Source organism: Streptomyces sp. 2131.1 (assembly GCF_900105515.1).
Taxonomy (GTDB): domain Bacteria; phylum Actinomycetota; class Actinomycetes; order Streptomycetales; family Streptomycetaceae; genus Streptomyces; species Streptomyces drozdowiczii.
In genome coordinates, this window is the sequence record NZ_FNSY01000001.1 from 3080146 (window position 1) to 3093311 (window position 13166).

At 73.9% G+C, this 13166-nt stretch carries 10 protein-coding genes; 4 read left to right on the plus strand and 6 right to left on the minus strand.

Annotated elements, in window-relative coordinates:
* Positions 1-44: 44 nt before the first annotated feature.
* Positions 45-428, minus strand: coding sequence for a cold-shock protein (locus BLW14_RS35625; RefSeq protein WP_018101528.1), 384 nt, complete (start codon positions 426-428; stop codon positions 45-47).
* A 201-nt stretch (positions 429-629) separates the two neighbouring features.
* Here BLW14_RS35625 and BLW14_RS13855 point away from each other — a divergent pair, with 201 nt between their 5' ends.
* On the plus strand, positions 630-854 hold the full coding sequence (locus BLW14_RS13855) for a hypothetical protein (RefSeq protein WP_093707556.1): 225 nt from the start codon (positions 630-632) through the stop codon (positions 852-854).
* On the opposite strand, the gene BLW14_RS13860 is transcribed toward BLW14_RS13855, so the two are convergent.
* Complete coding sequence (locus BLW14_RS13860; protein ID WP_177153971.1) at positions 851-1474, minus strand: HAD family hydrolase; 624 nt, start codon at positions 1472-1474, stop codon at positions 851-853. The genes BLW14_RS13855 and BLW14_RS13860 overlap by 4 nt on opposite strands.
* A gap of 43 nt (positions 1475-1517) precedes the next feature.
* Positions 1518-2534, minus strand: coding sequence for a hypothetical protein (locus BLW14_RS13865; RefSeq protein ID WP_093707560.1), 1017 nt, complete (start codon positions 2532-2534; stop codon positions 1518-1520).
* Between the two features lie 84 nt (positions 2535-2618).
* On the opposite strand from BLW14_RS13865, the gene BLW14_RS13870 reads away from it, so the two are divergent.
* Together BLW14_RS13870 and BLW14_RS13875 are read left to right on the plus strand one after the other, a co-directional pair.
* The gene (locus BLW14_RS13870; protein ID WP_093707562.1) at positions 2619-5060 is read left to right on the plus strand and encodes a helicase C-terminal domain-containing protein; all 2442 of its coding nucleotides are present in this window, start codon (positions 2619-2621) and stop codon (positions 5058-5060) included.
* A 94-nt stretch (positions 5061-5154) separates the two neighbouring features.
* Positions 5155-6798, plus strand: coding sequence for a DNA repair helicase XPB (locus tag BLW14_RS13875; protein ID WP_093707564.1), 1644 nt, complete (start codon positions 5155-5157; stop codon positions 6796-6798).
* A gap of 19 nt (positions 6799-6817) precedes the next feature.
* On the opposite strand, the gene BLW14_RS34480 is transcribed toward BLW14_RS13875, so the two are convergent.
* Positions 6818-6988: a hypothetical protein gene (locus BLW14_RS34480; protein WP_177153972.1), complete on the minus strand. Its 171-nt coding sequence runs from the start codon at positions 6986-6988 to the stop codon at positions 6818-6820.
* Between the two features lie 357 nt (positions 6989-7345).
* Here BLW14_RS34480 and BLW14_RS13880 point away from each other — a divergent pair, with 357 nt between their 5' ends.
* Entirely contained in the window at positions 7346-9409 is a 2064-nt protein-coding gene (locus BLW14_RS13880) for a HelD family protein (RefSeq protein WP_093707566.1), read from the plus strand.
* Between the two features lie 53 nt (positions 9410-9462).
* Here BLW14_RS13880 and BLW14_RS13885 read toward each other — a convergent pair whose 3' ends face one another.
* Together BLW14_RS13885 and BLW14_RS13890 are read right to left on the minus strand one after the other, a co-directional pair.
* Entirely contained in the window at positions 9463-12099 is a 2637-nt protein-coding gene (locus BLW14_RS13885) for a glycoside hydrolase family 9 protein (protein WP_093707568.1), read from the minus strand.
* 307 nt (positions 12100-12406) lie between these two features.
* The gene (locus tag BLW14_RS13890; protein WP_093707570.1) at positions 12407-13096 is read right to left on the minus strand and encodes a copper homeostasis protein CutC; all 690 of its coding nucleotides are present in this window, start codon (positions 13094-13096) and stop codon (positions 12407-12409) included.
* Between the last annotated feature and the right edge of the window lie 70 nt (positions 13097-13166).

Consider the following 13166-nt stretch of genomic DNA (forward strand, 5'->3'; position numbering starts at 1 on the left):
GCCGGGGACCAGGGCCCGTCCGGCCCTGGTCCGCCGAACAGGCCCTACACGTCGAGCTGGTCCGCGACCGCTCTCAGCAGGCCGGCGATCTTGGCGCCCGCGGCCTTGTCGGGGTAGCGGCCGCGCTCCAGCATCGGGGTGATGTTCTCCAGGACGGTCGTCAGGTCCTGGACGATCGACGCCAGTTCGTCCGGCTTGCGGCGCTGGGCGGCGGCGACGGACGGGGTCGGGTCGAGGATCGACACGGAGAGCGCCTGGTCGCCGCGCTGGCCGGCGACCACGCCGAACTCGACGCGCTGGCCGGGCTTGAGAGCGTCGACCCCGGCCGGGAGCACGGACGAGTGCACGAAGACGTCGCTGCCGTCGTCGCGGGAGAGGAAGCCGAAGCCCTTCTCGCTGTTGAACCACTTGACCTTGCCAGTCGGCAAAGCACGCACCCCATCTCAACCCGTATGCCGGAACGAATGCCCTCAGCAGGTCAGGCCGTCCTGTGGTCGTGCTCCCCTGCTGGCTGAAGCCTCCACAGGTGAAGTACCCCTCGTCAAGCCTGGTCATCCGGACTGTGTCCGGAAACGGCACCTGCTTCACCCGGACACGGATTCACCGCCCCCGGCAACTACCCTGACGGGGTGAGTACCTCTACTTCCGGCGCGGGCGACCGGCTGGTCCGGATCGGCGCCATCGTCTTCTTCGTCGGCGCCCTCGCCACCATGGCGACCATGGCACCCCTCTTCCTGGGCACCCACCCGCTCCCCTCGATCGCCTGGTCCCTCTGCATGCTGATGGGCGTCGGCTTCCTCATCGCGGCGGCGGGCGTGATCCGCTCGGCCCGCGCGGGGTCGCGTGAGCGCTAGAACCGGGACTTCGCGTACGCCTCCAGCCAGGCGGGCAGCTCCGTGAGCGAGGCGAGGACCACGTCCGCGCCCGCCCCACGCAGTTCGTCCGCGTCGCACGGGCCCGTCGTGACGCCCACCGAGACGGCGTTCGCCGCCTGGGCGCCGCGCACGTCGCCGACGTGGTCGCCCACGTAGACCGTGGCGCCGTGCTCCTTCAGCGCCACCGCCTTCTGCTCGGCCCAGAGGTCGCCCGCGACGACGTCCGGCTCGATGCCGAGGTGCGCCAGGTGCAGCTTGGCGTTCGGTTCGTACTTGGCGGTGACCACCATCGTCCGGCCGCCGAGCGCGCGGATCGCCTCGACCGACTCCCGCGCGCCCGGCATGGCGAGCGTCGGCGTGATCGCGTACGAGGGGTATATCTCGCGGTACCGAGCCGCCGTCGCGGCCACCTGGTCGGCCGGGAACCAGTGCGCGATCTCCTGCTCCAGCGGCGGGCCCAGGCGGCTCACCACCAGGTCGGTGTCGATCGTGGCACCGGTCTCGGCGGCGAGGACCAGGAAGGCGGCCCTGATGCCGGGGCGGGAGTCGATGAGCGTCATGTCCAGGTCGAAGCCGACCATCAGCGGTGAGGGAGTCATGCCTCCATTCTGAACGCCGTACGAGCCCGGCCGGCGGGCCCCTCTACCGACGCCTCGCCCGCCACACCAGGAACAGCGCCGAGGCCACCGCCGCCGCGCGCACCGTGACCGGCCACACGTCACCCAGCGCGTCCCGCATGCCGTGCTCCGGGATCGGGGTGCCCCAGCGGCCGTCCATGCGGCCCCACAGCCAGACCAGGGCCGCCGCCGCGACCACCCCGGGCAGGCCCATCGCCGCCCACTTCGCCTCCGCGCGGGTCAGTTTCCGGGAGCTGTACGCGAGCAGCCAGCCGCCCCCCAGGGCCAGCAGCGAGCCCATCACCGCGCCCGTCACCAGGAGCGCCGCCGCCAGCAGCAGTACGGGGTTGCCGAAGCCGCGGCGCGGGGCGGCGGCCTGGACCGGGGCCGGGGCGGGGCGGGTGCGAGGGAGCTTCGGCAGCCGGCGGCGGCTCTTCCCGGGGGCCTCCGCCTGCGGCTCCTCGTCCGGTTCCGCCTCTTCCTGGGCGTCCGCCGCCTTCCCCTTGGCCTTCTCCTTGGCCTTCTCCTTCTCCTTCTCCGGCACCGGCGGCCGCAGCAGTTCCGGGATCTCCACGCCGCCCCGGAAGCCCAGCACCTCCGTACCGGGGCCGAACTCACCGAACGCGCCCGGGCCCGACTCGCCGAACGGACCGGGCTCGTCCAGCCACCACTCCTCGTCGCCGCCGTCGCCCAGCTCGTCAGTGCCCGCCCGGTGCGGGCCGGCGGCGCCCGGGTCCGGCGGGACGTCCTCCTCCGGCGCGTCGGCCGGGGGACGCGCGCGGCGCGGTCCGGGAATTTCCGGCGCCTGCGGTGCCCTGCGGCCCGCCGCCGCGACCAGTTCGTCCGGGGTGCCGAGCGTCCCGATGATGCGGCGCACCTGGCCGGGCGTGTGCGCCGCCTGGGCCTTGCGCTGCCGCTCGATCTCTTCCCGCAGCTCCGACACGAGCCGCATCCGGGCGCCGGAAGGCATCTGTTGCTGCTGGGCCAGGTCGCCGACCCGGCTCAGATAGTCGTAGACCAGCTGGTCGCTCTCGATCCCCACGCGATGGTCCCCTCGGTTCCCCTCTACCGGCCTGCACCGACGGTAGCGCCCTCGCGGCTGTCCGGAGCGACTACCGTGGGGCGGATGGGGACGACCACACCACCGCGGACGCTCGCCGAGGCTCTGCGCGCCCGGGACGACGAGTCACTGGCCGGGCTGCTGCGGGCGCGGCCCGATCTCCTCTCCCCCGTGCCGGGCGACATCACCCAGCTCGCCACGCGCGCGGGCACCCGTGCGTCCGTGGTCCGGGCGCTGGAGCACCTCGACCGGTTCGCCCTCCAGACCGCCGAGGCGCTGGCGGTGGCGCCCGACCCGGCCCCGTACGGGACGCTGCTCGGCCTGCTGACCGGTGACGGGCAGGACGACGGCGAGCAGCTCGAGGACGCGGGCGCCGCGATCACCGAGGCGCTGCCCGGCGCACTCGGGACCCTGCGCGAGCAGGCCCTCGTGTGGGGCGACGACGACCGGCTGCGGCTCGTGCGCACGGCGCGGGAGCTGCTGTCGCCGTCCCCGCAGCACCCCTCCCCCACCGGCCTCGGCCCGACCGTCGCGGAGGCCACCGCCGGGATGTCGCCCGGCCGACTCCAGGAGATCCTGACCGCCGCCGGGCTGCCCGCCACGCACGACCCGGTGTCCGCGGTGACGGCCCTGACCGCGCTGTTCACCGACCGCACCCGGATGGGCGAGCTGCTGGACACCGCGCCCATGGAGGCGCTGGCGGTCCTGGACCGGCTCGTGTGGGGGCCGCCGTACGGCGAGGTCACGCCGAACCCGACGCCGCCCGTGAAGTGGCTGCGCGACCGGGGGCTCCTCCTGCCCGTCTCGACCCGGACCGTCGTGCTGCCGCGCGAGGCCGCGCTGCATCTGCGGGCCGGGCGCGCGCACCGGGTGCCCGAGCCGCGGCCGCCGGTCGTGGCGGCGGTGGCCGAACGCGATCCACAGGCTGTGGACAGCGCGGCGGCCGGCCAGGCGTTCCTGGCGGTGTCCACCGTCGAGGAGCTGCTGAAGCTGTGGAACGGCGGCGGGCCCGTCGTCCTGCGCGCCGGCGGGCTCAGCGTCCGCGAACTGCGGAAGACCGCGACCGCGCTGGACGTCCAGGAGCCCGTCGCCGCGTTCTGGGTGGAACTCGCCTACGCGGCCGGGCTGCTGGCCTCCGACGGCGAGGCGGACGAGCGGTACGCGCCGACGCCGGCGTACGACGAGTGGCTGGAGCGGTCCGCGCAGGAGCGCTGGGTCGCCCTCGCCACCGCCTGGCTCACCGCCACCCGCACCTCGGGGCTGGTCGGCGGCCAGGACGCCAAGGGGCGGGCCCTGTCCGCGCTCGGCCCCGACCTGGACCGCTCCGCCGCGCCCGAGGTACGCCACCGGGTCCTCGCCCTCCTCGGCGCGCTGCCGGCCGGCACCGCGCCCGACCCGGAGACCGTGCTCGCCCGCCTCCGCTGGGAGCGGCCCCTGCGCGGCACCGCCGCCGGGGACGGGATGGACCTGCGGTCCCGGATCGCCCTGTGGACGCTCAACGAGTCCGAACTCCTCGGCATCACCGGGCGCGGCGCCCTCGCCTCGCAGACCCGCGCCCTGCTCACCGGCGGGCCCGCCGAGGCGGCCGGCCTGCTCGCGCCGCTGCTGCCCGAGCCGCTGGACCACGTCCTGCTCCAGGCCGACCTGACCGCCGTCGCGCCCGGGCCGCTGGAACGGCCGCTCGCGGAGATGCTCGGGGCGCTCGCGGACATCGAGTCCAAGGGCGGGGCGACGGTGTACCGGTTCACGCCCGGGTCGGTGCGCCGGGCGCTCGACGCCGGGCAGACCGCCGCCGACCTGCACGCCTTCCTCGCCACGCACAGCCGTACGCCGGTGCCGCAGCCGCTGAGCTACCTCATCGACGACGTGGCCCGCCGCCACGGCCATCTCCGGATCGGCGCGGCCTCCTCGTACGTGCGCTGCGACGACGAGGCGGTCCTCGGGGAGATCCTCGCCGACAAGCGGTCCGCCGCGCTGCGGCTGCGCCGGATCGCGCCGACGGTGCTGGCGGCCCTCGCCGATCCGGCGTCCCTCCTCGACGGGCTCCGCGAGATGGGGTACGCGCCCGCCGCGGAGTCCGCCGACGGCGACGTCCTGATCACCCGGGCCGGCGCCCACCGCACCCCGCCCCGCTCGGCGCCCGCCCCCGTCCCCGAGGGCCCGCCCGTGCCGGACACCACGCTGCTCGGGGCGGCGGTCCGGGCGATCCGGGCCGGGGACAACGCGGCGACGGTGGTGAAGGCCCAGCCGGACGCCGGGCCCGCCGTGCCGCCCGGCACCCTCCCGCGCACCACCCCGGCGGAGACCCTGGTCACCGTCCAGGCCGCCGCGATGACCGGCTCCACGGTCTGGATCGGCTACGTCAACGCGGAGGGCGCCGCCAGCCAGCGCGTCATCGCCCCGGTCCGGGTGGAGGGCGGCTTCGTCACGGCGTACGACCACACGGCGGACGAGGTCCGCACGTACCCGCTCCACCGCATCACGGGCGTGGCGGAACTGGCGGAGTAACCCGCGCGGAACCCAGCTCGTCCGGGGCCAACGACACACCGCCCCCGCATGCGGCACACTGGAGGTTTCCCCCGAGCCGAAAGGGCCAACGCGCGTGAGCGGACCCCTCATCGTCCAGAGCGACAAAACGCTCCTCCTCGAAGTCGACCACGAGCAGGCCGACGCCTGCCGTCGGGCCATCGCGCCGTTCGCCGAGCTGGAGCGGGCGCCCGAGCACATCCACACGTACCGGCTGACCCCGCTCGGCCTGTGGAACGCCCGCGCGGCCGGGCACGACGCCGAGCAGGTCGTGGACGCGCTCGTGACGTACTCGCGCTACCCCGTACCGCACGCGCTGCTCGTCGACATCGCCGAGACGATGGACCGCTACGGCCGCCTCACCCTGTCCAAGCACCCCGTGCACGGGCTCGTCCTGACGACGACGGACCGGCCGGTCCTTGAGGAGATCCTCCGGTCGAAGAAGGTCCAGCCCCTGGTCGGGGCCAGGATCGACCCGGACACCGTCGCCGTGCACCCCTCCGAGCGCGGCCAGGTCAAGCAGACGCTGCTCAAGCTCGGCTGGCCCGCCGAGGACCTCGCGGGGTACGTGGACGGCGAGGCGCACCCGATCGAGCTGGACGAGGACGGCTGGGCGCTGCGCCCGTACCAGCAGCAGGCCGTGGACGGGTTCTGGCACGGCGGGTCCGGGGTCGTCGTGCTGCCCTGCGGCGCCGGCAAGACCCTCGTCGGGGCGGGCGCCATGGCGCAGGCCAAGGCGACGACGCTGATCCTCGTGACGAACACCGTCTCCGCCCGCCAGTGGAAGCACGAGCTGGTGAAGCGGACCTCGCTGACCGAGGAGGAGATCGGCGAGTACAGCGGGACGCGGAAGGAGATCCGGCCGGTCACGATCGCCACGTACCAGGTGCTGACGACCCGCCGGAAGGGCGTCTACCCGCACCTGGAGCTGTTCGACTCCCGCGACTGGGGGCTCGTGATCTACGACGAGGTGCACCTGCTCCCCGCGCCCGTCTTCAAGTTCACCGCCGACCTCCAGGCCCGCCGCCGCCTCGGACTGACCGCGACGCTGGTCCGAGAGGACGGCCGCGAGTCGGACGTCTTCTCGCTCATCGGGCCCAAGCGGTTCGACGCGCCGTGGAAGGAGATCGAGGCACAGGGCTACATCGCCCCGGCGGACTGCGTCGAGGTCCGGGTCAACCTCACGGACTCCGAGCGCCTCGCGTACGCGACCGCCGAGGCCGAGGAGAAGTACCGGTTCTGCGCGACCACGGCGACGAAGCGGAAGGTCACCGAGGCCCTGGTGCGCAAGCACAAGGGGGAGCAGACCCTGGTCATCGGGCAGTACATCGACCAGCTCGACGAGCTGGGGGAGCATCTGGACGCGCCGGTGATCAAGGGCGAGACGAGCAACGCGCAGCGCGAGAAGCTGTTCGAGGCGTTCCGGCAGGGCGAGCTGAACGTGCTGGTGGTGTCGAAGGTCGCGAACTTCTCCATCGACCTGCCCGAGGCGACGGTCGCCATCCAGGTGTCCGGGACGTTCGGTTCGCGCCAGGAGGAAGCGCAGCGCCTGGGCCGGGTGCTGCGGCCGAAGGCGGACGGGCACGAGGCGCGGTTCTACTCGGTCGTCGCGCGCGACACGATCGACCAGGACTTCGCGGCGCACCGCCAGCGCTTCCTGGCCGAGCAGGGCTACGCGTACCGCATCGTCGACGCGGACGAGCTGCTGTCGGAGAGCTGAGGGGAGGGCGCGGGTGCGGTCAGCGGCGCCGCACCCCCGCCTCCTCCGCGTACTCGCCGAGCACGACGACGCCGAACGCGGCCTGCGCGAACACCTTCACGGCGCGCAGGGCGCCGGAGGTGCGGTTGTGGGGGTGACCGGGGGCCGCGGTGGCGCCGGTCCTTCGCGGGTCAAGGGTGACGGTACTCATGTATCCATGGTGCTCCGGGCGGGTGCGCCGGGGCGTCGGCCCGGAGTCGGAAGCGGGGCGCGGCGCGCGTACGCCTCCGGTCGCACGGCATCCCCTACGGGATGTACGGGACTGCCCCGGCCCCGCCCCCGTAAACCGTTCGCGCCCCGCACCGCCCCCCGGTACACTCTCCGGTCTGCCCGCCTCCCGCACCGTGGTACCGGCGGCCCCGGAGGGGCCCTGCCGGCAGCCGGGGGAGCGCCGCCGACCGGACGGAAACCGGCCGACAACCGTACGCACGATCGATCCCCGAGCGGACCGCACACCCCCAGGGTGGGAGCGGTCCGCCGTCCTGCGTTGAATGCCGGAGGCAACACCGTGCCCGCGCACGAATTCGAGAGCGACACCACCACCGACCCACTCGCCCGTGAGCGCGCCCATCTCGCGGCGTCCCGCGCCGCGTTGCGCGCCATGCGGGAGGACGCCCAGAACCTCGACATCCGCGATGTCACCGCGAACTGGGTGAACGCGGCGGTGCTCCAGGCCCAGATCGACGAGCGGATCAAGTCGCTCGCGGACCTCGCGCACACCCCGCTGTTCTTCGGGCGCCTGGACTACCTGCACGTGGTCGGTGCCGAGGAGGCCGAGGGCGCGGAGGGCGAGCAGTTCTACATCGGGCGCCGCCATGTGCACGACGCGGTCGGCGACCCGATGGTGATCGACTGGCGGGCCCCGGTCTCCCAGCCGTTCTACCGGGCCTCCCGCAAGGACCCGCTGGACGTGGGCCGCAGGCGCCGCTTCGGCTACACGGGCGGCGACCTCACCGCGTACGAGGACGAGCACCTGACCGACCCGGCGGAGGCCGAGCAGACGAGCAAGCTGCTCCAGGCGGAGATCGAGCGCCCGCGCGTCGGGCCGATGCGCGACATCGTCGCGACGATCCAGCCGGAGCAGGACGAGATCGTCCGCAGCGAGCTGGGCGGCACGGTCTGCGTGCAGGGAGGGCCCGGCACCGGGAAGACGGCCGTGGGCCTGCACCGGGTGGCGTACCTGCTGTACGCGCACCGCGAGCGCCTGGCCCGCACGGGCACTCTGGTCGTCGGGCCGAACCGCTCGTTCCTGCACTACATCGAGCAGGTGCTCCCCGCACTCGGCGAGCTGGAGGTCAAGCAGGCGACCGTCGAGGACCTGGTGACCGCGCAGATCGAGGTCCGGGGGACGGACGAGGCGACGGCCGCCGTCGTGAAGGGCGACGCGCGGATGGCGGAGGTGCTGCGCCGGGCGCTCCGCTCGCACGTCACGCTGCCGACCGAGCCCGTGATGGTGGTGCGCGGCTCGCGGCGCTGGCGCGTTCCGGCGTACGAGATCGAGGAGATGGTCCAGGAGCTGCTGGCCCGCGACATGCGGTACGGCGCCGCGCACGAGGCCCTCCCGCAGCGCATCGCGCACGCCGTCCTGGTGCGGATGGAGCAGTCGGGCGAGGCCCCCGACGACCGGGTGCAGAACTCGGTGGCCCGCAACCCAGCCGTGAAGGCGGCCGTCAAGGCGATCTGGCCGGCGGTCGACCCGGCGAAGCTGGTGCTGCGGCTGCTGGCCGAGCCGGAGTTCCTGGCGGAGCACGCGGAGGGGCTGCTCTCCGACGACGAGCAGAAGGCCATCCTCTGGAGCAAGCCGGCCCGCAGTGTGAAGACCGCCAAGTGGTCTGCGGCGGACGCGGTGTTGATCGACGAGGCCGCCGACCTGGTGTCGCGTACGCACTCGCTCGGCCACGTCGTGATCGACGAGGCGCAGGACCTGTCCCCCATGCAGTACCGCGCGGTCGGCCGCCGCTGCTCGACCGGTTCCGCGACCGTCCTCGGCGACCTGGCGCAGGGCACGACGCCCTGGTCCACGCAGAGCTGGGAGCAGGCGCTGCACCACCTGGGCAAGGCGGACGCGCTGGTGGAGGAGCTGACGGCCGGCTTCCGCGTGCCGCGCGACGTCATCGCGTACGCCTCGCGGCTGCTCCCGGTGATCTCGCCGGGGCTGACGCCGGTGGAGTCGGTGCGTGAGTCGCCCGGCTCACTGTCCGTGCGCGAAGTCACGGAACTGGACGCGGCGGTCGTCGCGGCCTGCGAGGAGTCCCTGACGCACGAGGGGTCGATCGGCCTGATCGCCGCCGACGCCCGCATCCCCGCGCTGGCCGACGCGCTCGCGGCGGCCGGTCACAGCTGCCTCTCCCCCGGCCAGGAGACGACCGCCGAGTCCCGGCTCACCCTGGTCCCGGCCTCGCTGGCGAAGGGCCTGGAGTACGACTACGTGGTGCTGGACGAACCGGCCGCCGTGGTCGACGGCGAACCGGACGAACGCACGGGCCTGCGCCGCCTCTACGTGGCGCTGACCCGTGCCGTATCCGGCCTGACGGTGCTTCACTCGGCGCCGCTGCCGGCGGAGTTGGCGTAGGAAAGAGCGGGGGCGGGAGGACCCTCGCGTCCACTCCCGCCCCCGCCCGGTCATCATCCGGCCGTGCAGGCCCGTCCGTTGAGCTTGACCGTGCCCGGGTCGGCCGCCGGGCCCGTGCGGCTGCTGTTGAACCCGAAGTCGATCGAGGCGCCGGGCGCCAGCGTCCGGTTCCAGGACAGCGGCGTGGCCGTCGCCGTCCGCCCGTACTGGGCGAGTTCGGCGCTCCAGGTGTGGCTGAGCCTCTGGTCGCCGGGGAGCAGCCAGGTCAGGGACCACGGGGTGACGGCCTCGCTGCCGGTGTTCTTCACCGTGACCGTGGTGGTCGAGCCGGTGTTCCACGGGTGCGAGGAGTACGTCACCTGGCAGGCGCGCTGCGGTCCGGCGCCGTCGCCCGCGTCGTCCAGGTAGGAGGCGACGAAGGCCAGCGGCGCGTTCCAGTTGATGGCGACCTCGTTGGTGGCGTACGAGCCGTTGTCGTCGAGGTAGCACATCGCGGCGGCGCACCCCTTGAGCTTGGCGGCGGCCTCCGGGTCGCCCGAGGTCGGCGCGGTCAGGTTCGGTCCGCCCGCGAGGGACCCGGCCGGCGGGTGCGGCAGGGACGGGTCCGACTCGTGCGCCCAGAACCGGTGGTGCTGGTTCTCCGAGAACCGCTCGCCGTAGCCGGTGACGTACGACTGGTTGAGCGGGTTGCGTCCGAACAGGTAGTCCGCGCCGCGCAGGACGGCGTCCCGGTAGCCGGTCTCGCCGGTGAGGTCGGCGGCGGTGGCCAGCACGATCATGTTGTTGAGGACCTGGCTGTTGGAGCCCCAGGCGTAGTTCTGGTCCTTCGGCGCGTACGGCACGCCGTACAGCTGGTCCTCGGTCTGCCGCTCGTACCGGTCGGCGGCCGTTGTGACCACGGACCGTACGTCGGCGAGCTGCGCTGAGGTCAGGTCGTTCGGGACCGTGGCCAGGGTCAGCACGCCGAGCCCGGCGGTGCCGCCCCACCACATGCCGCCGTCGGCGGGGAACGCCGCGTCCACGTCACCGTGCAGCGGCGAGTCGAGCAGCGCCTGCCGGTAGGTGTCCTTGCCGGTGGTGGTGAACAGCTCGGCGGCGGCCCAGTAGAACTCGTCGCGCACGTCGTTGTCCTCGTACGTCCCGCCCCCGACCCCGTCGGCCGGGCTGGCGTACACCGCCGGGTGCGCCTTCGCGGCGGCCCACGCCGTCTCGGCGGCGGTACGGCACTTCGCGGCGAAGTCCGCGTCGTACGGGGCGTACAGCCGGGCGCACTGGGCGGCGGTCGCGGCGAGGTTCAGGGTCGCGGCGGTCGTCGGCGGGTGCAGTTCGCGCCGCTCCGGGTCGAGTTCGGGCCGCATCGGGATGCCGGTCCAGTTGGCGTCGTGCACCTTGTGGTGGACCATGCCCGCGAGCGGCTGCCCGGCCGGAACCTGCATGCGCAGCAGGAAGTCCAGCTCCCAGCGCGCCTCGTCGAGGATGTCCGGCACGTCGTTGCCGTGCTCGGGCACCCGCAGCGCGCCGTCGCCCAGCTCGGCGGATTCCGCGCCGTCGGCGGTCAGCGTCCGCTCGTAGGTGTCCATCAGCTCGGCGACCGCGATGCCGCCGTTGACGACGTACTTGCCGTGGTCCCCGGCGTCGTACCAGCCGCCGCGCACGTCGAGCCGGTAGTCGCAGACGCCCGCCTGGCACGGCACGTCCGTGTCGCCCTTGTTGGGCGCCACGCCGAGGTGTCCGGCCGGGCGCGCGTACTCCGCACCGACGAGGTCCGCGTCGATCGCGATGCCGCTGCGGTTCTGGTAGAAGTACGCGAGCGAGTCGGACCGGAGGCTGTCATAGAGGTCCGCGCGGATCGAGAAGGGCTCGCTGACCTGCCCGTCCGCCTCGACCGTGAAGCCGTCGCCGGTCGCGGTGGCGTCGCTGAAGTCGAAGGTGTGCACGTTCTGCCGCGAGGTCGGGTCCTCGCCGCCGGGCACGGTCGTCCCGCTCGCGACGGTCTCCCCGTCGGCCGCCTTCAGCTTCCACGGCAGCGGGCCGGCCGCGTCGGAGACCAGGGTGCCGGTCTTGGGGCCCTCGGGGAGGTAGCCGACCTGGTTGACGCGTACGGGCGAGCCGGTGTCGGGCACGTAAACGGGCGGCTCGGCGCCCCCGCGCAGCGACACGTCGTCCACGCAGAACGTGGCCGCCGCCGCGCCCCCGCCGACCTGGAACGCGACCTGCGCGGCGTCCTGGTCCGCGCTCGCGGTGAAGACGTGGGTGAACGGGGCCGCCTCGGCGCCGATGTGGTCCGTCGCGGAGAGGTCGGCGGTGTACGGGTCGGTCGCCATCTGCACGTTGGTGTGGATGGAGAGCGGCGCGCTCGAACTCGCCGTGTACGTCAGCGTGTACGTCTCCCCCGCGACGAGCGGGATGTCGTTCTGCCCGATGATCGCGTCCCACGGGTTGGCGGTCCCGGCCGGCACGTCGGCGCACAGGCGCCCGTCGGCCACGGCGATCGGCGCGTTGGCCGTCGACCACCAGGGCGCGGTCCCGGCGGAGAAGTCACCGTTGGTGATCTGCTCCGGCGCGGGATCGTCGTCGGCGGCCGCGGCACCGGGCGCGGCGAGGATGCCGCCGCACAGGGCGGCGACAGCCAGCACGCCGAACACGCGACGTCTGCGCCGGACTGAGGACGGGGGCGAGAAGGCGTTCACCGGGAGCCTTTCGACGTGGGGGCTGAAGCGATGGGAGCGCTCCCACAACTGATGGGCATGCCGGGGAGGCGCACCATGGGAGCGGTCCCATCGCGCGCATCCATTGTGGGGCGGGGGGCGCCTGATGCGCCAGGGTCATGACAGGACGAGGTTTCCCAGCAGCGGGGCCCCGGGCAGGGCCCCGAGCGGGCAACGCACGGAACCAGCCCCTCCGGCGCTTGAGGAGCGGGGGTCCGGGGGCAGCGCCCCCGCGCAGGCAGCCCGCGCCGGACGGGGCGGGCCACACCACCGCACCCCGCCCCCGCGGCTACGCGTCCAGCACGTCCCGCCACTCCCGTACCGCCGCCGCGTCGACCGGCCCGGACCAGCCCTGCGGCCGGGCGGCGCCACCGATGTGGACGGCGTCGATGCCCGCGGCGAGCAGCTCCGGAAGGTGCTCCAGCCGAAGCCCGCCCCCGACGAGGATCCGCGGCTCGTACCCCGGTTCCCCCGCCCGTCCCGCCTCGGCCACCAGCGTGGGAATCCCCGCGTCCACGCCCGCGGCCGAGCCGGCCGTCAGGTACGTGTCGAGCCCCGGCAGGTCCGCGAGGGCCTTGCGCAGCGCATCCCGGTCCGCCGCCCGGTCGATCGCGCGGTGGAACGTCCAGCGGCACCCTTCCAGCTCGGCGACCAGCCGCTCGACCGCGACCAGGTCCGGGTTCCCGTCCGGGTCCAGGAACCCGAGCACGAACTCGTCCGCCCCCTCCGCCCGCAGCTCGTGCGCCTTGCCTACGAGCACGTCGATGTCACCGGCCGCGAATCCGTCGGCGACCCTGAGCATCACGCGCAGCGGAATGTCCACCGCGGCGCGGATCGCCGCGAAGGTCGCGCAGGACGGGGTGAGGCCGTCCGCCGCCATGTCGGTGACCAGCTCAAGCCGGTCCGCACCACCCGCCTGGGCAGCGACCGCGTCCTCCGCGTCGAGAGCGATCACCTCCAGGACTGCACGGTTGCTCATGGGAACCCAATCCTCCAGGAAGCAGCTATAGGTCTAGTCCAATGACCCAGCCTACGGGGCGGTAGGCCCG